20 protein-coding genes and 1 pseudogene are annotated in these 22,820 nt (G+C 68.5%); 14 read left to right on the plus strand and 7 right to left on the minus strand.

Features of this window, described 5'->3' with window-relative positions; all coding sequences use genetic code 11:
- Nucleotides 1-73: 73 nt before the first annotated feature.
- The 4 genes from ACFWNN_RS39655 to ACFWNN_RS39670 all read left to right on the plus strand — a co-directional run bounded on the left by ACFWNN_RS39655 (nt 74) and on the right by ACFWNN_RS39670 (nt 2,779).
- Nucleotides 74-1,087: a hypothetical protein gene (locus tag ACFWNN_RS39655; RefSeq protein ID WP_382445153.1), complete on the plus strand. Its 1,014-nt coding sequence runs from the start codon at nt 74-76 to the stop codon at nt 1,085-1,087.
- Between the two features lie 6 nt (nt 1,088-1,093).
- On the plus strand, nt 1,094-1,741 hold the full coding sequence (locus ACFWNN_RS39660; protein ID WP_382445115.1) for a hypothetical protein: 648 nt from the start codon (nt 1,094-1,096) through the stop codon (nt 1,739-1,741).
- 61 nt (nt 1,742-1,802) lie between these two features.
- On the plus strand, nt 1,803-2,453 hold the full coding sequence (locus ACFWNN_RS39665) for an HD family phosphohydrolase (RefSeq protein WP_382445116.1): 651 nt from the start codon (nt 1,803-1,805) through the stop codon (nt 2,451-2,453).
- A gap of 83 nt (nt 2,454-2,536) precedes the next feature.
- Nucleotides 2,537-2,779, plus strand: a complete 243-nt coding sequence (locus ACFWNN_RS39670) for a hypothetical protein (RefSeq protein ID WP_382445117.1) — start codon at nt 2,537-2,539, stop codon at nt 2,777-2,779.
- Here the strand turns inward: ACFWNN_RS39670 and ACFWNN_RS39675 are convergent.
- Genes ACFWNN_RS39675 through ACFWNN_RS39685 form a run of 3 tightly spaced genes read right to left on the minus strand, consistent with a single transcriptional unit; the run spans nt 2,763 to nt 6,005 of the window.
- On the minus strand, nt 2,763-2,990 hold the full coding sequence (locus ACFWNN_RS39675; protein WP_382445118.1) for a three-helix bundle dimerization domain-containing protein: 228 nt from the start codon (nt 2,988-2,990) through the stop codon (nt 2,763-2,765). The two genes, ACFWNN_RS39670 and ACFWNN_RS39675, sit on opposite strands and share 17 nt — an antisense overlap.
- 53 nt (nt 2,991-3,043) lie before the next feature.
- Nucleotides 3,044-5,059, minus strand: a complete 2,016-nt coding sequence (locus ACFWNN_RS39680) for a hypothetical protein (protein ID WP_382445119.1) — start codon at nt 5,057-5,059, stop codon at nt 3,044-3,046.
- 22 nt (nt 5,060-5,081) lie between these two features.
- Nucleotides 5,082-6,005 (minus strand): heme o synthase, encoded by a 924-nt coding sequence (locus tag ACFWNN_RS39685; protein ID WP_382445120.1) that lies wholly within the window; start codon nt 6,003-6,005, stop codon nt 5,082-5,084.
- A gap of 253 nt (nt 6,006-6,258) precedes the next feature.
- Here ACFWNN_RS39685 and tkt point away from each other — a divergent pair, with 253 nt between their 5' ends.
- Genes tkt through pgl form a run of 6 tightly spaced genes read left to right on the plus strand, consistent with a single transcriptional unit; the run spans nt 6,259 to nt 14,390 of the window.
- On the plus strand, nt 6,259-8,343 hold the full coding sequence (gene tkt, locus ACFWNN_RS39690; RefSeq protein WP_382445121.1) for a transketolase: 2,085 nt from the start codon (nt 6,259-6,261) through the stop codon (nt 8,341-8,343).
- 4 nt (nt 8,344-8,347) lie between these two features.
- Nucleotides 8,348-9,460, plus strand: coding sequence for a transaldolase (gene tal / locus ACFWNN_RS39695; protein WP_382445122.1), 1,113 nt, complete (start codon nt 8,348-8,350; stop codon nt 9,458-9,460).
- A gap of 25 nt (nt 9,461-9,485) precedes the next feature.
- Nucleotides 9,486-11,072: a glucose-6-phosphate isomerase gene (locus ACFWNN_RS39700; protein ID WP_382445123.1), complete on the plus strand. Its 1,587-nt coding sequence runs from the start codon at nt 9,486-9,488 to the stop codon at nt 11,070-11,072.
- A 50-nt stretch (nt 11,073-11,122) separates the two neighbouring features.
- Nucleotides 11,123-12,610 carry a glucose-6-phosphate dehydrogenase gene (zwf, locus tag ACFWNN_RS39705; RefSeq protein WP_382445154.1) on the plus strand — a complete coding sequence of 496 codons (1,488 nt, stop codon included), beginning with the start codon at nt 11,123-11,125 and terminating at the stop codon, nt 12,608-12,610.
- On the plus strand, nt 12,607-13,623 hold the full coding sequence (gene opcA, locus ACFWNN_RS39710; RefSeq protein WP_382445124.1) for a glucose-6-phosphate dehydrogenase assembly protein OpcA: 1,017 nt from the start codon (nt 12,607-12,609) through the stop codon (nt 13,621-13,623). Before zwf ends, opcA begins: the two co-directional genes overlap by 4 nt.
- Entirely contained in the window at nt 13,620-14,390 is a 771-nt protein-coding gene (gene pgl, locus ACFWNN_RS39715; RefSeq protein WP_382445125.1) for a 6-phosphogluconolactonase, read from the plus strand. Before opcA ends, pgl begins: the two co-directional genes overlap by 4 nt.
- A gap of 42 nt (nt 14,391-14,432) precedes the next feature.
- Here the strand turns inward: pgl and ACFWNN_RS39720 are convergent, their stop codons facing one another.
- Nucleotides 14,433-15,299, minus strand: coding sequence for a M48 family metalloprotease (locus tag ACFWNN_RS39720; protein WP_382445126.1), 867 nt, complete (start codon nt 15,297-15,299; stop codon nt 14,433-14,435).
- 114 nt (nt 15,300-15,413) lie between these two features.
- Here ACFWNN_RS39720 and ACFWNN_RS39725 point away from each other — a divergent pair, with 114 nt between their 5' ends.
- Nucleotides 15,414-15,713, plus strand: a complete 300-nt coding sequence (locus tag ACFWNN_RS39725) for a GNAT family N-acetyltransferase (protein WP_382445127.1) — start codon at nt 15,414-15,416, stop codon at nt 15,711-15,713.
- Nucleotides 15,714-15,944: 231 nt separating this feature from the next.
- Here ACFWNN_RS39725 and ACFWNN_RS39730 read toward each other — a convergent pair.
- Both ACFWNN_RS39730 and ACFWNN_RS39735 read right to left on the minus strand, forming a co-directional pair.
- Nucleotides 15,945-16,331 (minus strand): annotated as a pseudogene (locus tag ACFWNN_RS39730) (IS481 family transposase); the annotation flags it as partial.
- Nucleotides 16,332-16,527: 196 nt separating this feature from the next.
- On the minus strand, nt 16,528-17,829 hold the full coding sequence (locus ACFWNN_RS39735; protein ID WP_382445128.1) for a hypothetical protein: 1,302 nt from the start codon (nt 17,827-17,829) through the stop codon (nt 16,528-16,530).
- Between the two features lie 117 nt (nt 17,830-17,946).
- On the opposite strand from ACFWNN_RS39735, the gene ACFWNN_RS39740 reads away from it, so the two are divergent.
- Complete coding sequence (locus ACFWNN_RS39740; RefSeq protein WP_382445129.1) at nt 17,947-20,835, plus strand: substrate-binding domain-containing protein; 2,889 nt, start codon at nt 17,947-17,949, stop codon at nt 20,833-20,835.
- Between the two features lie 4 nt (nt 20,836-20,839).
- Here the strand turns inward: ACFWNN_RS39740 and ACFWNN_RS39745 are convergent, their stop codons facing one another.
- The gene (locus ACFWNN_RS39745) at nt 20,840-21,229 is read right to left on the minus strand and encodes a response regulator (RefSeq protein ID WP_382445130.1); all 390 of its coding nucleotides are present in this window, start codon (nt 21,227-21,229) and stop codon (nt 20,840-20,842) included.
- 194 nt (nt 21,230-21,423) lie between these two features.
- Here ACFWNN_RS39745 and ACFWNN_RS39750 point away from each other — a divergent pair, with 194 nt between their 5' ends.
- Entirely contained in the window at nt 21,424-22,050 is a 627-nt protein-coding gene (locus ACFWNN_RS39750) for a DUF4360 domain-containing protein (RefSeq protein WP_382445131.1), read from the plus strand.
- A gap of 81 nt (nt 22,051-22,131) precedes the next feature.
- On the plus strand, nt 22,132-22,761 hold the full coding sequence (locus tag ACFWNN_RS39755) for a DUF4360 domain-containing protein (protein ID WP_382445132.1): 630 nt from the start codon (nt 22,132-22,134) through the stop codon (nt 22,759-22,761).
- Nucleotides 22,762-22,820 lie beyond the last annotated feature (59 nt).

The following is a 22,820-nucleotide window of genomic DNA, read 5'->3' on the forward strand; positions in this document are numbered from 1 at the left end:
TAACTCCGCGCACTTGATCGGACACCGACCGCATTCGTCCGTTCGAGTAGCGGCCAATCTGGTGACCCGGGAGGTGGGACACGTGTCCGCGGAGGCCGGAGGCATCCGCAGCAACCTGCTCCAGGAGTTGTTCTGGACTCGGACCGGGTTGCTCCTCCTCATACTCGTCGTCACGTCCGGCGCATCGCTGACCATTTCCAGTCAAATGGATTCCGGTACAGCGAGAAACCTGCTGACAGCACTCGGTACGGGCACGCTCATTTCGGCGGTCGTGAGCTTCACGCAAACGTTGATCACGTCGAAAGCCGCGCAGAAGGCGCTTCTGGAGCCGGTCATCGAGGAGAGCCGCAAGGCGCTCAAAGAGCTGACCGAGCAGTACCGGGCGCTCGACCGCGAGTTCTTCCCCAGTCACGTGTTCGAGCCGACGGCGAAGCCCGACCCGGTCTTCAACCAGCTGATGATGCAGGACCTGGAACGGACCCGGCTGTACTGCTTCCGCGGGTTCGCCGGCCGGTACGCGGCGGGAAGAGTGCTGCTCAGCCAGACCGAGTGCGAGCTCAGGGCCGTGCTGGCCGATCCGCGCGACGACAACGCCATCAGCGGGCGGGCGCGTTATCTGCTGCGCAACGAAGGCGCGGACGGCGACTACGACGAGATCCAGGAACGGTTGAAGGAGCAGATCGGCATTGGCCTCGTCGGGCTGTTCGCGGCCCGCAGCCGGTGTTCCCGCATCGACGTCACCATCGTTTCGGATCCGCCGCTGGACCGGCTCGAGCTGTTCGACGACTCCGCGTGGCTCACGCTCTACAGCAACACCGCGGGGGTGCTCAGGCCGTATCCGCGCACGCTCAGGTTCACCGAAAGTTCGTTCCTTTACGCGATGGAACGCGCGGAGTTCCTGCGCATCAGCAATTCCAAGGCCGGCTACCACTTCGCCATCACTCCGGCGACTTCCCGCACCGACTTCGTGGCGCTGTTCGAGAAGGTCACCGGCGAGTCACTCACCACAGACGGATTCGCGGAACTAGAACGCAAGTTCCACTCATTCCGTCGCGAATTCTCCGCATCCGCTCAGTTGAGGAGCTGATCGATCTTGCTAGCCGAGTTCACCGGGTTGTCCGCGCTCGACGAGCTCGCCGCCAGGGTGAAGCGCGCCGAATTCCCGGTCGCCGACCACTGGGACGACGTCGGCACGTGGTTCCGCGAGTGGGCCAGCCGTCCCGAGCTCCGCAAGGAGCTGCGCGCGCACATCGACGGACTGACACCCCAGGAGGCGACCTGGGTGATCGCGCACTCCCGCGAGACGACGACGCATTACGCCTGGTGCCTGCGCGACGTCGCGGACGAGCCGTTCACGTTCTGGCTGCACGAGTACAAGCCGCTGCGCGACTGGCGGGCGGGCTACGCGGACTCCGTGCACAACCACCGCTACCACTTCTGCACCACCATCCTCAGTGGCGCCTACCTGCACGAACGTTTCGACGCCCGGCTCGGCGTCGGCGGTCGCACGGTCGTCGGCACGGAGCTCACGAACCGCACCCAGTGCACCGAGGGGACCACCGGCACGTTGCAGGCGCACGAATTCCACCGCATCCCGCGCGCGGCCGACGGCACCATGACGTTCCTGGTCAAGTCCCGTGCGGTGAACCCGTGGAGCCTCAGCTACGACCCGGACACCGGCATCAGCCACCGGCACGTGCCCGTCGAGGACCGGCTGGAGGATCTGACGAACCATCTGTGAACGGCCACTGAGGCCACCGCTACGCGCATACCATCAGCCCACCTGGCAGGGAGGGCTGATGATGCGTACGCGCACAGAGATTCCGAGGTCTGTCATAGGGGACGTGGAGCAGCGCGTGAGGCGGCTGTGCGAGGACCTCGCCGCGAAGCTCCAGTTCCACGGGTGGCACCACGTGAGCTTCGTCCGCGACAAGTCCGTGCACTTCGCCGAACGCAACGGCGCCGCACGGGACGTCGTGGAGGTCGCGGCACTGGTGCACGACCTGAACTACATGGTCCGCCGCAACTCGCTGCCCACGGACGGTGCGGCGTTGCGGCGCAAGACGTTGTTCGTCGCCGGGGTGTCCATCGGCGACATCGAGTGGATCGAACGGATCGTGCTCGAGGCCGAGATGCGCACGCGGTCGCGGGACATCTCGCTGGAGGCGCAGGCGCTGTCCGACGCGGACACGCTGTTCAAGGCACTGCCGGTCACGCCGGTCGTCCTGGCGCACAAGTACCTCCAGGAGAACGGCATCACGTTGCGCGAGCTCGCGCACAAGATCGTGGGCGAGCAGGTGGGCAAAGCCGACGAGGGCTACTACTTTTACGACGCGGAGGCCGCCGCGACCTACACCAAGTGGGCCGAGACGAACCTCCTGTTGTGGAAGTGCATCGTTGAGTCCCTCGACGACCCGTGCGTCGAGGACCTGCTGACCAAGGTGGCGTCCTGAGCACGTTCTTCATCAGAAACGGCACGGAGTCGGTCCCCGCGGGTGACTACGACCCGCGCGAAGCCGTCGTCGTGTGGCATGAGGTGTTCAACGAGGTTTGGGCGCCTCTGCCCGACGACAACGTTGTCGAGCTGCCCCCGGCGTTGATCGCGCAGCTCGTCAAGGCCGATCCGGCCCGCATGCACGACGTCGCGCTCTCGTGGGCGCCTCTCGTCGGCATGGGCTTTCACGAGGCGTTCGCACACCTCGTGGAGTTGTCCCAGCTGGCACGCACGGCCGTGAGCCGTGCCGACACCGTGTGTCTGGAGATCACTTCGCCGGCGTGAGGCCGACTTTCTGCTGCACCGGCATCGTGACGCCCACGGCGGCGAACACGAGTTCACGCGATGCGCGCCGCACGGTCAGCACGCCGAGATACGACTCCACGGTCGCACTGCGACGCAGGTCCAGGTAGGCGCCGACGGCGGCATCGACGATCAGGTCTCCTTCGACGCGGTCGCCGAAGCGGCGGACGAGTTCCGCGATCGCCTGGTTCAACTGGACCTGCGAGTTCACCATGACCGTACAAACGATCAGCGACGGTGGTCGGTTCAGCGTGCGCGCAGATCGGCACTTCCGTGCAACGCGCAGGCGAGCCCCAGCACGTTGCCGCGGCTGAGCATCTCCCACCGCACCTGCCGCACCGCCTCCCCCGCGGCCATCCCGGACCCGACCCGTGCCAGCAGCATGCCGGTGACCCACCCGGCCATGTCCTGCGGCACCGCCTCTTCCGGACAGACCACTGCGGACGCGCCGTGCTCCACGAACGACCGCACGAGCCCGGCCATCGGCGACGTCCCCACCACCAACGGCTTGCGCACGGGCCAATGCGGCTGCGGCCACACACCCGCGCTGTCCCAGCGTGCGATCTCCTCGGCGTCGAGGAACCCCTCGCGGAAGTGCAGGTGCACGGCGTCCATGGTCTCGCCGGCCAGCACCCGTCCCAGCTCCGGTGGCGTCACGTACGCCGAGGTGACGGACGTGGGCGGGATCTGCGACATCAGCTCGGTGACGTGCCGCTCGGTCAGGCCGCGGTCCATGCCGGCGTCGACCGCCATCGACACCTCGAACGGCCACGGACGTGGTGAGATCCGCTGCACCAACGGCCCGACGGGGTGTTCGAGGACGCTCGACAGGCCCCAGAAACCGAAGGGGCACAACACGTTCCCGCTGTGGTCGGAGACCGGGCAGTGCGGAGGGACCGGGCCGCCCGCGCCGAACGGCCCGAACTGGCCGACGGAGGCGCAGAGCCGGTGGGGACCGTCGGTGAAGGGGAGGTCGTAGACCAACGGCCAGCGGACGGCACTGGAACCGGTGGCCGCGGTGATCATCACCCCGGCCGGGCGGCCCGTCGCACGAGCCGCCTGCCGGATCGCCGCGGCGGGGTCGAGCTCGCCCAGCGCGGCCGCGTGCCTCCCGGAGCCGGAGCCGCCGAACAGGTGCGCGTACACCTCCGCGCCCTGCAACGCGAGAAACGCGAGGTCCGTGCAGTAGGCCGGGAAGTCCTTGCCGTACCAGGGGTCCAGCCCGGACACGGCGGGCAGCGCCATCGCCACGCCGGCCGTGCTCAGCCAGGCCGGCACGTCCCCGGCGGCGACCAGCGCCCGTTCCCCGAACTCCAGCACCGACACCGCCCGCCCGACCGGCAGGTCCGTGAACGTCCGCGACAGCTTCACCCGAGGCACGGTCCGGGGCTCACCAGAGCCGACCGGCAGCACCACCTGCTGCACGTGCACCGGCGCCACCCCGGCGTAGATCACCAGCTCACCGGTCCACGGCACGGCCGCGTACGGCGTCGTGACCTCGAAGTTCACCCACGCGCTGGGCCCTTCGGAGGGCAACATGAACGCCTCGGACACCACCGGCCGCCCGGACATGCTGAGCACGGCCCGCAGCTTGACGTCGTCCGCGAGCACCGGGCCGTCGCCGACCCGCACCCACACCTCGTACTCGGCACCCGGCCGCAACGCCCCGGCGATCCCCTGCGTCGCCCCTGGAAGCGCGACCACGACCGACACGGGACGGTCCGCGACGACGGGCGGCGCGGGCAACGCCGCGAAGGTCATCTGACCGCGGCGTTCCAGCTCGCGGAACTGCCACAACGCGTCCTCGACCCGCACCGGGCCGGGCCCGCGCGGCACGGCCAGCACCACGTGCGGCGCGCTCCAGCCGACGACGACCGACGAGGTGTCCACACCGGACACCCACGCGTGCACGGCGGTGAAGAGCACGACCGGACGGCCCAGCGCGCGCAGCGAGGCGACCAGCGGAGCCGAGTCCCACGAGCGCGAGTCGTGCAGCACGACCAAGTCGCCGGGCACCTCGGCCAACGAGGGCAGACCCGAGGCCGACGGGAAGTGCCGGAGATCCAGAACGGCGCACCGCAGCGGCCGCACGGCCGTCGTGACCACAGTGGACGCGGCCGATCCGACCGGCAGACCGGAGCTGACCTGCGCCCACCCGCCCGGATCGGTGATCACGACGAGCGAGGACGCCGGTGTCAGGGCCGCGACGAAGTCCAGTGGTGAACCTTCACCACCGGTGACGGTGAACTCAACGGGCGCCACAGCCGTACGACTGGAAGTGCAGCTAGAACGGCCAGCCAAGCACCGGCAACCCGACCACGGCGTCCACGGCGAGACCGCAGAACACGAGCATCAGGTAGAGGTTCGACATGTGGAAGAACTTCATCGTGTTCGTCGATCCGCCGCGGCGCACGACGTTGTGCAGCTTGTGCGCGAAGATCGCGAACCACAGGCCGGAGGCGGCCGCCACCGCCACGTAGATCCAGGAGGTGACGGGGGCGAGGGCGAGGGTGCAGACCACGGTGATCCAGCTGTAGATCACGATCTGCCGCGTCACCTGCGCCGCTGTGGCCACCACGGGCAGCATCGGCACGCCTGCGCGGGCGTAGTCCTCCTTGAACTTCATCGCGAGGGCCCAGGTGTGGGGCGGCGTCCAGAAGAAGATGACGCCGAACATGACCAGGGCGGGCCACTCGACCGTGCCCGTCACCGCGCTCCAGCCGATGATCACCGGCATGCAGCCCGCCATGCCGCCCCAGATGATGTTCTGGGAGGTGCGGCGCTTGAGCACGAGCGTGTAGACGAAGATGTAGAAGAGGATGGTCGCCACCGCGAACGCGGCCGACATCAGGTTGACGAAGATCCACAGGAACGCGAACGAGACGATTCCGAGGACGACGCCGAAGATCAGGGCGTTGCGCGGCGGAATGGCGTTGTGCGCGAGTGGACGGGCCGCCGTCCGCTTCATCACCGAGTCGATGTCGGCGTCGACGAAGCAGTTGAGGGCATTTGCCGACCCCGCGGCGAGCGTGCCGCCGGTGAGGGTGCAGGCGATCAGCCACAACGGGGGCAGGCCGTGCTGGGCCAGCAGCATCGCGGGGATCGTGGTGATCAGCAGGAGCTCGATGACGCGCGGCTTGGTGAGGGCGACGTAGGCGCCTACAACTTTGCGGGGCGACCTGCTCGGGGCCTCGAGGACCGCACTCATCGCGTGAACGCTCCTGGTGTCGCAAGTGGTGGGATTTCCAGCGACTGATGGTAACTGCGTTCAATATTCACAGCCCGTTCGGGTACTCGTGTGCCTGGGCACACACCGACCTGCGACCTTTCAGCGCAACATCTGAATCTCTCAGGACTAGGCTGGCCGGTGGACGTGGGAGAGATGCGGGTCAGGCTCTTCGGGATCGATTCCGAACGGCCTGGGCACCCGCCCGAGCGACAAAGTTTGGAGCTGTAAGTCCGTGACCGTCACCGACGACATCACCCGGCTCACCAAGGCCGATCTGCCTGACGACTGGACGGAGCTGGACAAGCGCGCCGTCGACACCGCCCGACTGCTCGCGGCGGACGCGGTGCAGAAGGTCGGCAACGGGCACCCCGGCACCGCCATGAGCCTCGCGCCGCTCGCGTACACGCTGTTCCAGCGCGTCCTGCGGCACGACCCCGCCGACGCGGACTGGATCGGCCGCGACCGGTTCGTGCTCTCCGCGGGCCACTCCAGCCTGACCCTGTACGTGCAGCTGTACCTCTCCGGCTACGGCCTGGAGCTCGACGACCTCAAGGCGTTGCGCACGTGGGGCTCCAAGACCCCCGGCCACCCCGAGCACGGGCACACCAGGGGCGTCGAGATCACGACCGGCCCGCTGGGCTCCGGTCTCGCCTCCGCCGTCGGCATGGCCATGGCGGCCCGCCGCGAGCGCGGCCTGTTCGACCCGTCGGCCGCGCCGGGTCAGAGCCCGTTCGACCACCACATCTACGTGATCGCCTCCGACGGTGACATCGAGGAGGGCGTCACCTCCGAGGCCTCGTCGCTCGCGGGCACGCAGCAGCTGGGCAACCTGGTCGTCTTCTACGACGACAACAAGATCTCCATCGAGGACGACACGACGATCGCGCTGTCCGAGGACACCGCGAAGCGCTACGAGGCCTACGGCTGGCACGTCCAGGTCGTGGAGTCCGGCGAGAACGTCAAGGGCATCCTCGAGGCCGTCGAGAAGGCCAAGGCCGTCACCGACAAGCCGTCGTTCATCCTGCTGCGCACGATCATCGGCTTCCCGGCGCCGAAGAAGCAGAACACCGGTGCCGCGCACGGTGCCGCGCTCGGCGAGGACGAGGTCAAGGCCACCAAGGAGATCCTCGGCTTCGACCCCGAGCAGACCTTCGAGGTGACCGACGAGGTCATCAACCACACGCGTGAGGTCGTCAAGCGCGGCGAGCACGCCAAGGCCGAGTGGCAGAAGTCCTTCGACGCGTGGGCCTCGGCCAACGCGGAGAACAAGGCGCTGCTGGACCGTCTCGTCGCGCGTGAGCTGCCGTCCGGCTGGGACGCGGACCTGCCGGTCTACCCGGTCGACGCCAAGGGCGTGCCGACCCGCAAGGCCTCCGGTGAGGTCATCAACGCGCTGGCGAAGCACCTGCCGGAGCTGTGGGGCGGTTCGGCCGACCTGGCCGAGTCGAACCTGACCACGGTCAAGGGCGCCAAGTCGTTCGGTCCCGCGGAGATCTCCACGGGCATGTGGAGCGCCGACCCGTACGGCCGCGTGCTGCACTTCGGCGTCCGCGAGAACGCCATGGGCATGATCCTCAACGGCATCGCGCTGCACGGCCCGACCCGTCCGTTCGGCGGCACGTTCCTCGTGTTCTCCGACTACATGCGTCCCGCCGTGCGCCTGGCCGCGATCATGCAGGCCGCCGTGACGTACGTGTGGACGCACGACTCCATCGGCCTGGGCGAGGACGGCCCGACGCACCAGCCGATCGAGCACCTCGCCGCCCTGCGCGCGATCCCGGACTTCGCCGTGGTCCGCCCCGGTGACGCCAACGAGACGGCGTTCGCGTGGAAGGCCGTCGTCGAGCAGCTCGGCCCGGTGGGCCTGGCCTTGTCCCGGCAGAACGTCCCGACGCTGGAAGGCACCTCGTACGAGGGCGTCAAGCGCGGTGGCTACGTGCTCTTCGGTGACGACAACCCCGAGGTTGTGATCATCGGCACGGGCTCCGAGCTGCAGATGGCGTACGAAGCCGGAAAGGTTCTGCAGGGCGAGGGCGTTGCAGTGCGTGTGGTGTCCATGCCGTCGCTCGACTGGTTCGAGAAGCAGGATTCGGAGTACCGCGAGTCGGTCATCCCGTCCTCGGTGAAGGCGCGCGTCGCGGTCGAGGCCGGCATCGCGCAGCCGTGGTACCGCCACGTCGGCGACGCGGGCGAGATCGTCTCGATCGAGCACTTCGGCGCCTCCGCCGACTACCAGACGTTGTTCAAGGAGTTCGGCTTCACGACGGAGAACGTCGTGGCCGCCGCCCGCCGTTCCCTTGACCGAGTGAGGGGTTAATCCAGTGAGCAAGGCCAACCTCGACGCACTTTCCGGCGCCGGCGTTTCCATCTGGCTCGACGACCTGTCCCGTGAGCGCCTCACGAGCGGCAACCTCGACGAGCTGATCCGCGACTGGAACGTCGTCGGTGTCACGACGAACCCGACGATCTTCGCGGGCGCCCTGTCGAAGGGCGAGTCCTACGACGAGCAGATGCGTGAGCTCGCGAGCCGCGGCGCGGACACCGAGGCGACCATCCGCGAGGTCACCACGACGGACGTGCGCAACGCGTGCGACAAGTTCCGCGAGATCTACAACTCGACCGGTGGTGTGGACGGCCGCGTCTCCATCGAGGTCGACCCGCGCCTGGCGTTCGACACGGACAAGACCGTGGCCGAGGCGCAGGACCTGTGGAAGACCGTGGACCGGCCGAACCTGCTGGTGAAGATCCCGGCCACCGAGGCGGGCCTGCCGGCGATCACGAAGACGATCGCCGAGGGCATCTCCGTCAACGTGACGCTGATCTTCTCCACCGAGCGGTACGAGAAGGTCATGGAGGCGTACGTCGCGGGCCTCGAGCAGGCCAAGGCGAACGGCCACGACCTGCGGTCGATCCACTCGGTCGCGTCGTTCTTCGTGTCCCGGGTGGACACCGAGATCGACAAGCGCCTGGGCGCGATCGGCACGGACGAGGCGACCGCGCTCAAGGGCAAGGCCGCTCTCGCCAACGCGTACATCGCGTACGGCGCGTTCGAGAAGATTTTCCAGGGTGAGCGCTGGGAAGCTCTCCAGGCGGACGGCGCGCACGCGCAGCGTCCACTGTGGGCGTCGACCGGCGTGAAGGACCCGAGCTACTCCCCCACCCTCTACGTCGACCAGCTCGTCGTCGCCGACGTCGTGAACACGATGCCGGAGAAGACGCTGCACGCCGTGGCGGATGGCGGCAAGATCGACGGTGACACGGTCACCGGCCGCGCCGCGCAGGGCCAGGAGGTGTTCGACCAGCTCGCCGCCGTGGGAATCGACCTCGTGGACGTGTTCCAGGTCCTCGAGACCGAGGGTGTCGAGAAGTTCGAGAAGTCCTGGGAAGAGTTGCTCGAGACGGTGACGAACCAACTGGCTCAACTGAAGGGCTGATCACGAAGTGACCTCCGTCGAAATCGTGAGGTCACCGAACGCCGACCAGGTCAGCATCATCGCTGCTGACCTGGTCGCGGATTCGGTGCCGAGCAAGCTGACCGCGCAGGACCCGACCCTGTGGGGGCCGGAAGCCGAGTCCGAGGCGAGCATCCGCCTGTCGTGGACGACGTTGCACGAGACCTCCCGGGCGCTGCTCCCGGATCTCGTGGCACTGCGCTCCGAACTGCACGCGGAGGGCGTCGACCGCGTCGTCCTCGCCGGAATGGGTGGCTCGTCGCTGGCCCCCGAAGTCATCACGCGCACCGCGGGTGTCCCGCTGGTCGTGCTGGACACCACCGATCCCGCCCAGGTCGCCGACGCTCTCGCTGGTGACCTCGAGCGCACGGTGATCGTGGTGTCGTCCAAGTCCGGTGGCACTGTCGAGACCGACAGCCACCGCCGGATCTTCGAGAAGGCTTTCACCGACGCGGGCATCGACGCCGCGTCGCGCATCGTGGTCGTCACCGACCCCGGCTCGCCGTTGCAGCAGGCGTCCGAGGCCGCGGGCTACCGCAAGGTGTTCCTGGCCGACCCGAACGTCGGTGGCCGCTACTCGGCGCTGACCGCGTTCGGCCTGGTGCCGTCGTACCTCGCCGGTGCCGACGTCGAGTCGCTGCTGGACGACGCGGCCGAGGTCGCGAAGCTGGTGTCGCAGGACAACGTCGAGAACCCCGCCGTCGTGCTCGCCGCGGTCTTCGGCGCCGCCCACGCCAACGGTGCCGAGAAGATCGTCTTCGCCGACACCGGTTCGGGCATCAAGGGCTTCGGCGACTGGGCCGAGCAGCTCATCGCCGAGTCGACCGGCAAGAACGGCACCGGCCTGCTGCCGGTCGTCGTCGAGGGTCCGGGTGCCGAGGGCTTCGTGAACGCACGTTCGGACGCCACCACCGTCGCGATCGGACCGGCCACCGGGTCGGCCACGCTCGCGGTCGAGGGCAAGCTCGGCGCGCAGTTCCTGCTGTGGGAGTACGCGACCGCGTTCGCCGGCCGGGTGCTCGGGATCAACCCGTTCGACCAGCCCGACGTCGAGGCCGCGAAGAAGGCCTCCCGCGCGCTGCTCGACGCTCCGGCCGTCGCCGCGACCGTTCCGTCCTTTGTGGACGGCCCGGTGCAGGGGCACGGCACTGACTGGGCCCCGCGCAAGGTCCACACGGTCGCGGAAGCGCTTGCGGCGATCGTTGAAGTGGCGCCCGAGTTCGGCTACATCTCCGTTCAGGCGTACTTGGACAGGATCGACGACGCGTCGTTCGAGCTGCTCCGTGCGGAGATCGCGAAGAGGACGCACCTGCAGACCACGTTCGGCTGGGGTCCGCGCTTCCTGCACTCGACCGGCCAGTACCACAAGGGCGGTCACCAGAACGGCGTGTTCATCCAGATCACCGGCGAGTCCGGTGACGACCTGGAGGTGCCCGGCCGTCCCTACACGCTGGCGCAGCTGCAGCTCGCGCAGGCGCTCGGCGACGGTCAGGTCCTGGCCGAACACGGTCGCCCGGTGCTGCGTCTTCACCTCGAAGACCGCATCGCCGGACTGGCCCAGCTCGTCGAGGCAGTCCAGGAGGACGGCTCGTGACCACTTCCGCCAAGTGGAACAACCCGCTGCGGGACGCGCGCGACAAGCGCATGCCCCGCATCGCGGGCCCGAGCGCGCTGGTCATCTTCGGTGTCACCGGTGACCTCTCGCGCAAGAAGCTCATGCCGGCGATCTACGACCTCGCGAACCGGGGTCTGCTGCCGCCGGGCTTCGGTCTCGTCGGGTTCGCCCGCCGCGACTGGGCCGACCAGGACTTCATGAAGGTCGTCCACGACGCCGTCAAGGAGCACGCGCGCACGCCGTTCAACGAGGCCGTGTGGCAGCAGCTCGCCGAAGGCATCCGGTTCGTGCAGGGCACGTTCGACGACGACCAGTCGTTCGACAACCTGGCCTCGTGCCTGGCCGCCCTGGACGCCGAGCGCGGCACGGGCGGCAACCACGCGTTCTACCTGTCGATCCCGCCGGGCGCGTTCCCGACGGTGGTCAACCAGCTCAAGCGCGCGGGCCTCGCCCAGACCTCGCCCGACCAGTGGCGCCGCGTCGTCATCGAGAAGCCGTTCGGCCACGACCTGAAGTCGGCCAAGGAGCTGAACAAGACGGTCAACGAGGTCTTCCCCGAGGAGTCGGTGTTCCGCATCGACCACTACCTCGGCAAGGAGACCGTGCAGAACATCCTGGCGCTGCGGTTCGCGAACCAGCTGTACGAACCCATCTGGAACTCGAACTACGTCGACCACGTGCAGATCACCATGGCCGAGGACATCGGCCTCGGTGGCCGCGCGGGGTACTACGACGGCATCGGCGCCACGCGGGACGTGATCCAGAACCACCTGCTGCAACTGCTCGCGCTGATCGCGATGGAGGAGCCCGTCTCCTTCAAGCCGGCCGACCTGCGCGCGGAGAAGGTGAAGATCCTCTCGGCCACGCGTCCCGCGGAGCCGTTCGAGGAGACCACCTCGCGCGGTCAGTACACGGGTGGCTGGCAGGGCGGTCAGAAGGTCCCGGGTCTGCTGGAGGAGGGCGGTTTCTCGCCCGAGTCGAAGACCGAGACGTTCGGTGCGATCACGTGTGAGGTCAACACGCGTCGCTGGGCCGGGGTGCCGTTCTACCTGCGCACCGGCAAGCGCCTGGGCCGTCGCGTCACCGAGGTGGCCGTGGTGTTCAAGCGGGCGCCGCACCTGCCGTTCGACGACACGGCGACCGAGGAGCTGGGCCAGAACGCCCTGGTGGTCCGGGTTCAGCCGGACGAGGGCGTGACGATCCGGTTCGGGTCGAAGGTGCCGGGCAACACGATGGAAGTCCGCGACGTCACGATGGACTTCGGCTACGGCCACTCGTTCACCGAGTCGTCGCCGGAGGCCTACGAGCGGCTGCTGCTCGACGTGCTGCTCGGGGAGCCGTCGCTGTTCCCGAAGAACGACGAGGTCGAGCTGTCCTGGGAGATCCTCGACCCGGTCCTGGAGTTCTGGGCGCGCAAGGACGAGCCCGCTCTGGAGAAGTACAAGGCCGGTACGTGGGGCCCGCCGTCGGCGGACGCGATGACCGCTCGCACCGGAAGGCACTGGAGGCGTCCGTGATCATCGACCTGCCCTCGACCACCACCTCCCAGATCAACTCGCGGCTGGTCCGGCTGCGCGACGAAGGCGGTGCGACGACCCTCGGGCGCGTGCTGACCCTCGTGATCGTGACCGAGGACGGCCAGCGCACCGACGCCGCGATCGACGCGGCGAACGACGCTTCGCGCGAGCACCCCTGTCGCGTGATCGTCGTGGCCCGCGGCGCTCGTCAGGCGGCTCCCCGCCTGGACGCGCAGATCCGCGTCGGCGGTGACGCGGGTGCTTCCGAGGTCGTTGTTCTTCGTCTTTACGGGGAACTGGCCAAGGAAGGCGCCTCGTGCGTCATGCCGTTGCTGCTGCCGGACACCCCGGTCGTGGCGTGGTGGCCGTTCGACGCTCCCGTCTCGCCGTCGAAGGACCCGATCGGTGCTCTGGCACAGCGTCGCATCACCGACGCCGCGGCCGAGAAGAACCCGATCAAGGCCCTGGAGACCCGGCGCGCCCACTACGCGCCGGGCGACACGGACCTGGCGTGGACGCGTCTGACGTTGTGGCGCGCCATGCTCGCGTCCTCTTTGGACCTTCCGCCGTACGAGAAGGTCACCGAGGCGGAGGTGACCGGCGAGGCCGACTCGCCGTCCACGGACCTGCTCGCGGCGTGGCTGACCGACCGTTTGAAGGTGCCGGCCAAGCGCTTCAAGGCGACGTCGGGTGAGGGCATCGTGGAGGTGCGGCTCGCCCGTCCCTCCGGCGACGTCGACCTGCTGCGCCCGGACGGCAAGGTGGGCACGCTCTCGCAGCCCGGCCAGCCGGAGCGGCGCGTGGCGTTGCAGCGTCGTTCGGTGCGTGACTGCCTCGCCGAGGAACTGCGCCGGCTCGACCCGGACGAGGTCTACGCGGCGGCGTTGAAGTCGCTCGCGAAGGTCACGAAGGGCCGGGTTCCGTCCGCTTCCGGCAAGGAGGACGCCGCTCCCGTCGCTGAGTCGAACGGCACCGCGGCGCCGAAGAAGTCGAAGGCGAAGGCTGGTTCGTGAGCAATCCCGAAGTAGTGGTCCACCGCGACGGCGACCTCCTGGCCGCCGCCGCGGCGGCCCGCCTGGTGACCCGCATCGTCGACGCGCAGGCCGCTCGCGGCTTCGCGTCGGTCGTGCTCACCGGCGGCCGCACCGGCACCGCCGTCCTGGACCACCTGAACCGCAGTGCCGCGCGCGACGCGGTGGACTGGTCGCGGGTGGACCTGTTCTGGGGCGACGAGCGTTTCCTGCCGTCGGGTCACGCCGACCGCAACGAGACGCAGGCCCGCGCCGCTCTGCTGGACCACGTGCCGCTGGACCCGTCCCGCGTGCACGTGATGGAGCCGTCGGACGGCAAGTACGGCGACGACCCGGAGGCGGCCGCTTCGGCCTACGCGGCGTTGCTGGCAACACTGGCCGGTACCGAGGACGTGCCCGCCTTCGACGTCTGCATGCTGGGCGTCGGCGAGGAGGGCCACGTGGCCTCGGTCTTCCCGGACTCCCCCGCGGTGCACGAGAAGGAGCGCACGGTCGTGGCCGTGCGCGACTGCCCGAAGCCGCCGCCGACCCGCGTGTCCCTGACCCTGGCGTCGGTCCGCGCGGCCCAGGAGGTCTGGCTGATGACCACCGGCGAGGCGAAGGCGGAAGCCGTCGCGTCGGCACTCGACGGCGCCGACGAGGTCGCGTTGCCGGCGGCGGGCGCTGTCGGCCGTAGCCGCACCCTGTGGCTGCTGGACACGTCAGCCGCCTCAGCGGTTCCGGCCCTGTTCAAGCCTTCCCTGGCTTGAGGTTTCCCGGTTCAAGGCCCCGGCTTCGGCCGGGGCCTTTTCCTATTTGCCGCGCAACCGGCTGATCCGCTGCGCGCACGACGGATGCGAAGCCAGCATCCGCGCCCTCAGCCCGGCGCGCGCCCGGTGCAGGTCGTGCCCTTGCCTGACCCACCGTTGCAGCACCTCCAAGAGCAACGGCCCGTACCCCATCTCGGCCGCGACGCGATCCGCGTGCAACTCGGCCCGCCGCGACTGCAACGCCATCAACGGCGCGATAACGGGCACCAACAACACCCACGGACTCATCGCGATAGCAGCCACCGCAAGCGCGAGGACCAGCACGACGCTCACCACTCTGGCGGTGGGCGTCCCCAGCTTGTGGCCGGCCACGTAGATCCCCAGCCCGACCATGAGCACCGCACCGATCGTGATCCGCGCCGGCAGCTCGTACCACCACCGGAGCAACGAGATCTTGGTGTGCCCGGCCAGGTGGTGCCCGAGCTCATGCGCCAGCACGGCCTCCAACTGGTCGGGCGGCAACTGCATGGCCGCCGTCGACACCCCCACCACGTGCCCGCCGACCGCCATGGCGTTGATCTCCTTGGAGTTCTGCACCCGCAACCAGTACCGCCGCGGCTCCACCCCCGCCGCCCCGCACACCTCGTTGAGAATCGGTTCCAGCACAGCGCTCTCGGTCCGGGTCGGCTTCCTCAGCCGGTGCGCGAGAACAGCCAGCACCTTGTCGACGGCCGGCACGAACACGACAGCCCCCGAGGCGAACCACACGGCCGGCAGCAGCCAGAGTGCCTGGGGCGTCACGGCCCTGCCGATGAGCGCGATGATCAGCAGGCTGCTCAGCACCGTGGGAACGCCGAGCAGCAACTCGGTCAGGGCGGAGATGTCGAAGCGTCGTCGGGCAGCGCGCACGGGCCATCACCTCGCGCGGACGAGCCTGTCAGCGCCCGCCCGTTTGTGTCCAGCCGAGTCGCCCGTCCCGCCCAATGTGGTTGGCTGGACGGCGAACCGCATTGGGGGGACCACGTGCACATCCGCGAGGCGCGGGCCGAGGACGCGCCGGCCATCCACCGCATCAACCGCGAGGCCCTGGCCTACGACTTCCCGCTGGCAGACACACAGGCGCAACTGGACCGCATCATCAAGGCACCCAACATAAAACTGCTGGTGGCCGAGGACGTCGATGTCGTGTGCGGCTACATCCAGCTCAGCGACTACGAGAACACCTACCACCGCCCGCTGAAGAACCTCATCACCCTCGCCACCGCGCCCGCGCACCAGGGCAGGGGTGTCGGCAGAGCCCTGCTGGCCGCGGGCGAGGAGTAGGCGCGGGCCGACGGGGCGAGTGGCGTCCGGCTGGTGACAGGCCATAACCGGGTGGGCGCGCGGAAGTTCTACGCCGCCAACGGGTACGAGCTCCGCAAGGAGCAGACGAACCTCATCAAGTGGTGGGACTGAGCCGAACGCGCTAGCTGTACTGACCCGAGACGTTAGGAACGCGGCGGGCGGGCATTCGACTTTGCCATTGTTTGGCGGCCGGCGTGGCCGGATGCGTTAGGTGATCCCGTTGGTGTGAAAGAACGTCTGCGCGCGGGACCAGAACGCGTGGCGGTTCCCTGGTCTCGTCGGTGAGGATCTCGGCGTAGGCCAGGCGGCTGTGGTCGTCGACGGCGTTGTGCAGGTAGCTGTGGCCGAGGTCTGCGCGGCTGCTGTTCGTGTGCGGCCGGGCTGGATCACGGTGGGCGGAGCTGTTGCGTGTGCCGATCGTCCGGCCGTGGACTTTGTGGCCGCCGCCAACGGGGATGTTGCCCAGCTTCTTGATGTCGACGTGTGCAAGATCGCCGGGGCGGCGTGTTCGTAGCGGCGGATCGACTGGCCGTTGGCTCGGGTCCAGGCGCCGCAGCCGGCCAGCCGGTCCCGGCGCAGGACCCGATGCACGGTCGACGGGTTCAGGTCGACGACACCCCAAGCCAGGCGCAGCCGGCCCAACTCGGTCAGTGGTGCGTTAGCGTGAGTGATCGAGGGTCTCTTGGGTGGCCGGTGCAGATGTCGCAATCCACACCGAACCCGGAGGCCATCCCTGATTCCAAGGTCATCCGATCACCTGTCGGACCGTTCGCAACGTCTCGGGTCAGTACAGCTAGCCGATGAGCACGGTGTAGCCGCCGCCACCCACCAGGTGTTCCATGGCGTACAACGGCAACGACGGGTTCGCCGCGGCGGCCCCGGCCGTGAACTCGCTCCCCAACAGCTCCATGATCGTGCCCTCGGGCAGGTTCGGGTGCGCCGCCGCGAAGTGCCGTGCCCGCGCATCCCCCAAGCACAACAACAACGTCTCGCCAGCAGCGGCCGGATGCCGGGCCACCGCACGGTAGGTCGCCGCCGAATCCGCGTGCGAAGCCATGTGGTGCAACAACTCCGGTGTGCACAAAGGATTCGCGGCCGCCCTCGGGTACAGCCACGGCCCGTGCCTCGCCACCAGGTCCTCCAGCACCACACCTGGACGCCCGGCGACCACGGAGGCGACCATCATCCGCACCTGCTCGACGGGTGAGCCGGCCAGCGATTCCAGTTCCGCAGGAGTAGCGGACTCGATGCGGGGCACCAGGTTCGCGCCGGTTCGCGCCACCGGGGCCAGTTCCACCAGCAGGTCCAGTGGGATCGCGGGGTTGTGCAGGACGGCGCCGCGCAGGGTCGGGGTTTCGGCCAGGGAGCGCAGGATCGGTACCGGGACGGCCGGGTTCGCGGCGAGGTTGGCGAGGATGCCCGGTTCCAGTTCCGACGCCAGCGCGGCGTAGGCGGACTCCGGCAGGTCGGTGCGGGAGGCCAGGTAGTAGCGGGATGCGTGCCAGGGCAGCAGGTCTGCCGCCAGGGACGGTGGGGTGGCCGGGTTCGAGGCCAGTTCGCGGGCCAGGGGTTCCGGGCTCAGCGACGTGAGGACTTCGGCGGGGGTGTGCGGGCTGCGGGCCAGGGCGGCGCGCACTTCGGGAGACGGGTGGTCGCTCAGCGCTGAAGCCAGGGATGCGGGTACGGCGTGGAAGAGGAGCAGTTCGGCGACGACTGGTGGGGTGTCGGCGGCCAGGCGGGCGATCACGTCCTGGGGCAGTGAGGCCGCCCACTCCGGGAGTTCTGCCCGAACGGACTCGTCCGGGTGGTGGGCCAGCACGCGGGCCACGGACGGGTCGGCGTCCGGGTGGGACGTCACGGCGAGGGCGACTGCCTCGTCGGTCAGTGGCACGTCGGCGGGCGCGACCGTGCGGCGGGACAACAACACGTACGCCACGGACGACGAGCCGTGCGAGAGCAAAGTGCGCACGTGGGACTCGGTCAGGTCGCCGCGGGCGGCCAGGTCGGGGGCCAGGGTGGCGTCGTGGACCAGGCGGTCCAGCAGGAACGAGGGCAGCGCGGGGTTCGACGCCAGGCCCTCCAGTTCAAGGTTCACCAATCCCCCTGGTAACGCGGCAGGCATTCCCCCCGACAACGCGTATCATCCCCAATCGCGTTGAGTAGCGGGGGTTTTGTGGCAAACGGCAGTGCGAAGCGACGTCCCACCATCGGGATGATCACCGCTGGCCCGCTGATCGAGCTCGCGGGCGAGCAGTGGCGTGGTGTCAGTGGCGGCGCTCAACGGCTCGGGTGTGACCTCGTGTGTTTTGTGGGCAGCGAACTGGAGCATCCGGACCCGCTCAAGCGTCGGGCGAACACGGTCTACGACCTCGTTTCGCCGAACCGCATCGATGCGCTCGTGGTGTGGACTACGCGCGTGGGGCAGCTCATCGGGTCCGACGGCATGGAGGAGTACGTCAAGCAGTACGCGCCCATGCCCATCGTGAGCGTAGAAACCAGCCTTGCCCAGTGGCCAACCATTTTGATGGACAACCGCGATGGCATGCGTCAGGCCGTGGACCACCTCATCGAGGTGCACGGCAAACGGCGCATCGCGTTCGTCCGAGGGCCGCAAACACATGCGGGCGCACGAGAGAGGTTCCTCGGGTACGCGGATTCGTTGCGCAACCACGGGATCCGGTTCGACCCGTCGCTCGTGACGATGCCGGGATCGTTCATCTGGGAACCGACCCGCGCCGCCGAGGCCGTGCGGAGGATGCTCGCGACCACCCCGGAACCGCCGGACGCCATCGCCGCCGCGAACGACGACTACGCGATCGGTGTCGTGTCGGTGCTGGAGAAGCTCGGCTTCCGCACGCCGGAGGACATCGCGGTCGTCGGCTACGACAACCACACGAACGTCCGGACGCACGACCTCGGCTACAGCACGGGCGGCCCCGCGTCACGGGTGCAGCGCGAGGTCAACATCGACGCCGCGACCCCTGCTTTCACCACGGTCAGAGCGCCGTTCCACGAGATGGGCATCCGGGCCGCCGAGCTCGCGGTGGCGCTCGTGCGGGGCGAACCGACGCGCCAGCGCCAGACCATGCCGACCGAACTCATCGTGCGCCGCAGCTGCGGCTGCCTGCCCGCCGGGCTCGGTGACCACTCGCCCGCGCACGACCGGCTGAGCATCAACGAGTCGGCGACCGCGTCCACCGTGGCCGACCACCTGCGCGACTCCCTCGGCCCGCCCGGCGAGAAGCTGCCGGACGGCTGGGCCGAGCAGCTGGTCGTCGAGCTGATGGCCGCCGGCCGGGGCGAGGTCGAAGGCGCCGAGTTCCTCAAGCTGCTGGCCGAGTACATCCGCTGGAGCGCGCGCGCCGGGTGCGAACCGGCGCAGTGGTGGCCGCCGCTGTTCGACCTCCACAGGTTCGTGACGGCACGCATCAGTGACGCCACCATCATCAACGACCTGTGGTTGCGCGTGCAGTTGCTTCTGGGCGATGCGTTCGCCACGGACGCACGCTTCAAATACCTGTCGCACGAGCGTCACGACCAGACGGTGCGTGAGACCGGACAACGGCTCATCGCGTCGAGGGACGTCTACGAGCTGACGACCGCGCTCGCGGAGGAACTCCCCCGCCTCGCCATCCCCGGCTGTCACGTCATGTCGTACGACACGCCCGGCACGGCCCGTGTGCTCGTGCGGTACGAGAACGGCGAGCTCAAGAGGCCGCCGACCACCCCGTTCCCCACGATCAACCTCACGCCGTACCCGTTCCGCCGCGACGAGCCGTTCAGCGCCCTCGTGGCCCCGCTCTACACCGACGAGGACCACCTCGGGTACGTGATCTTCGAGGAGGGCCCCGAGCCCGGCTGGATCTACGAGGCCGTGCAACAACAACTCAGCAGTGCGTTGCGCACGATCCGTCTGATGCAAGAGCTGAAGGACGCACGCGCGCGGCTCGAAGAACGCGTCGGCGAGACGGAAGCGCAGCTGCGGCACGCCCAGAAGATGGAGGCCATCGGACGGTTGACCGGTGGCATCGCGCACGACTTCAACAACATCCTCACGGTCGTGAACGGCAACAGCGAGATGCTGCTGCGACGCACCCTTCAGGACGATCCGCGGCGCACGGCCATCGAGGACATCAGGCACGCCGGCGAACGCGCCGCGAACCTCACTCGCCAGCTGCTCGCGTTCACCCGCCAGCAGGTCCTGCACCCGGAGTCGCTGGACCTCAAGGAGAACCTCACCAAGGTCCACTCGATGCTGCGCACGCTCGTCGGCGACCAGATCGAGCTGGACATGCAGCTGCCGGACGGCGTCGCGCACGTCTGGGCGGACGCGGGCCAGGTCGAGCAGATCCTGTTCAACCTCGCGGTCAACTCCCGCGACGCCATGCCCGACGGCGGCATCCTGACGATCGCGATCGAGGACCGGCGGCTCGGCAGCCAGGACTCCGGCCGGATCGTCGGCGTCCGGCCCGGCGAGTACGTCGTGCTGAGCGTCCAGGACACCGGCGGCGGCATGGACCCGGACGTGCAGGCGCAGGTGTTCGAGCCGTACTTCACGACCAAACCGGTCGGCAAGGGCACCGGCCTCGGCCTGTCCACGGTGTTCGGCATCGTGCAGCAGTCCGGTGGCCAGATCGAACTCATCAGCGCACCGGGCGAGGGCACGACCGTGGAGGTCTATCTGCCCGTGCCGCTGCAACGCGCAGACACCCCCGAAGCGCCGTGCGCGCGCCGCACCACCACACACCAGGGTGTCGGCACCGTGCTGCTCGTCGAGGACGACGCGCAGGTGCGGGTCATGACGAAGCGTTCGCTGGAGACCGCGGGCTACGCGGTGATCGAGGCGGGCGACGGCCAGGAGGCGTTGCAGCTCGCCACCGCGTACCGCAGCACGATCGACCTGGTGCTGACCGACGTGGTGATGCCGAAGATGGGCGGCCCCGAGCTGGTCAGGCTGCTGCGCTCGACCGGCGCGGCCCCGGCGGTGATCTACATGTCGGGCTACACGACCGACGAGGTCCTCGACGACGAGGTGCTGATCACCAAGCCGTACGTGGAGTCCGACCTGCTCGAACGCGTCCGGCAGGTGCTCGCCGACTGAACCCTCAGGAGGCCTGCGCGCGCTTGGCCACGGCGACGCGCACGGTCTCGTCGAGCGTCTCGATCCGGAACGGCTTCTGCAGGTAGCCCGCGATCTCGTGCCCGGCGAACCGGCGCTCGAGCGAGGTGCGGTCGTACCCGCTCGTCAGCACCACCGGCACGGTCAGGCCCTCGCGTTCGAGCTCGGCGAGGACCTCCTCGCCGGACAGGCCCGGCATGCTGTGGTCGAGCAGCATCGCGCACACGTCGGCGGACCGTTCGCGCAGGATCGCGATCGCCTCTGTGCCGTCACTCGCCTGCAGCACGGCGAAGCCCAGCTCCTCGAGCAGGCTCACGGTGTACCTCCGCACGGGGTCCTCGTCCTCGACCACGAGCACCAGCCCAGCCAGCGACATGCGGGCAAGTATGCCGGAACTTATCGGTTCCCTCAGCACCAGGTCACCGTCTATTTTTGGTAATTCTTCACGAACTGCTCCATCAGTGTGATCTGGGCCATTTGGGTCACACCATTGGTTGAGGGTCTGCGCTAACCTTCGCGGCACCGCTGCCGCTCCACGCTGAGAAAGAGGCACCAGGAAAGGCCAACTTCATGCGTAAAGCGACGGCAGCAGCCGCTCTGGCCGTGCTGTTCACATTGTCGTCAGCACCCGCACACGCCGCGACGATTCCTTCGGAGCGCGTGACGATCGACGTGGTGACGGTGAACGGTTCCGGGTGCAAGCAGGGCACCGCAGAAGTCATCGTGGCACCGGACAACACCTCGTTCTGGGTGATCTACAGCGACTACCTCGCCCAGGCCGGCAAGGGCGCTCCTGCCACCGACTTCCGGAAGAACTGCCAGCTCACCCTGCAGATCAACGTCCCGCAGGGGTTCTCCTACGGCATCGCGGAAGCGACCTACGGCGGCTACGGGTACATCAAGCCCGGCGCGGTCGGCTACCAGTCGGTGAATTACTACTTCCAGGGTCAATCGGCCACCACGACGTGGAAGCACACGTTCAACGGGCCGTTCGACGACAACTGGTCGATCACCCATCGAACCGAGTTCTCCGAGATCGTCTGGTCCCCGTGCGGCGAGCAGAAGAATCTCAACGTCAACAGCTCCCTGCGCGTCGACAAGGGTACCTCGGACGCCAATACAAACAGTTTCATGACGATGGACTACCAGCGCGGAGAAGTGCGCACGCTGCATCACTTCAGCTGGAAGCGCTGCTGATTCTTCACCAATAAAGGCCGCCGCCACCGAAGTCCAACCGCCGCCACCCCTCCCTGCGAGACGCGTTTGGAAAGGTGCCTCATGCTCAACGCGGTTGCCGCTGCCCTGCTGGCCTCGGCCATCATCATCCCGCCCGGCTCTCCCAACGAGACGCCGCCGCCCGACCACATCACGATCGACATCGTCACGGTCAACGGCTCCGGCTGCCCGGCGGGCACGGCGGCCGTCGCGGTGTCCGAGGACAACAAGGCCTTCACCGTCACCTACAGCGACTACCTGGCCCAGGTCGGCGTCGGCGCACGGCCGACCGACTTCCGCAAGAACTGCCAGCTCAACCTGCGCGTCAACGTGCCGCAGGGCTTCACCTACGGCATCGCCCAGGCCGACTACAGAGGGTTCGCGCACCTAGAACGCGGTGCGTACGCCATCCAGAAGGCCAACTACTACTTCCAGGGCATGTCGCAGAACGACTCCGCACAGCACCGCTACAACGGCCCGCACAGCGACGACTGGCAGGCCACCGACCAGACCGAGGTCGCCGCGATCGTCTACTCCCCGTGCGGCGAGAAGCGGAACTTCAACATCAACACCGAGCTCCGCGTCTACCCCGGCTCGTCCAACACCGCCACGACGACGAGTTTCGTCTCGATGGACTCCACGGACGGTGCGATCGACACGACCTACCAGTTCAGCTGGAAGACGTGCCCGTAGGCCCTCTGTAGTGCAGTGACTACCGCACGCGCTCGCACGAGCGTGTGCGGTAGCACATA

Source organism: Lentzea sp. NPDC058450 (assembly GCF_042721395.1).
Lineage (GTDB): Bacteria > Actinomycetota > Actinomycetes > Mycobacteriales > Pseudonocardiaceae > Lentzea.

What these genes read in the sequence shown, in the direction of transcription:
- ACFWNN_RS39665 (WP_382445116.1), top strand. Translation starts at nt 1,803, where the DNA reads ATGCGTACGCGCACAGAGATTCCGAGGTCTGTCATAGGGGACGTGGAG.
- ACFWNN_RS39685 (WP_382445120.1), bottom strand. Translation starts at nt 6,005, where the DNA reads ATGAGTGCGGTCCTCGAGGCCCCGAGCAGGTCGCCCCGCAAAGTTGTA.
- zwf (WP_382445154.1), top strand. Translation starts at nt 11,123, where the DNA reads ATGCCCCGCATCGCGGGCCCGAGCGCGCTGGTCATCTTCGGTGTCACC.
- ACFWNN_RS39740 (WP_382445129.1), top strand. Translation starts at nt 17,947, where the DNA reads ATGATCACCGCTGGCCCGCTGATCGAGCTCGCGGGCGAGCAGTGGCGT.
- ACFWNN_RS39745 (WP_382445130.1), bottom strand. Translation starts at nt 21,229, where the DNA reads ATGTCGCTGGCTGGGCTGGTGCTCGTGGTCGAGGACGAGGACCCCGTG.
- ACFWNN_RS39750 (WP_382445131.1), top strand. Translation starts at nt 21,424, where the DNA reads ATGCGTAAAGCGACGGCAGCAGCCGCTCTGGCCGTGCTGTTCACATTG.
- ACFWNN_RS39755 (WP_382445132.1), top strand. Translation starts at nt 22,132, where the DNA reads ATGCTCAACGCGGTTGCCGCTGCCCTGCTGGCCTCGGCCATCATCATC.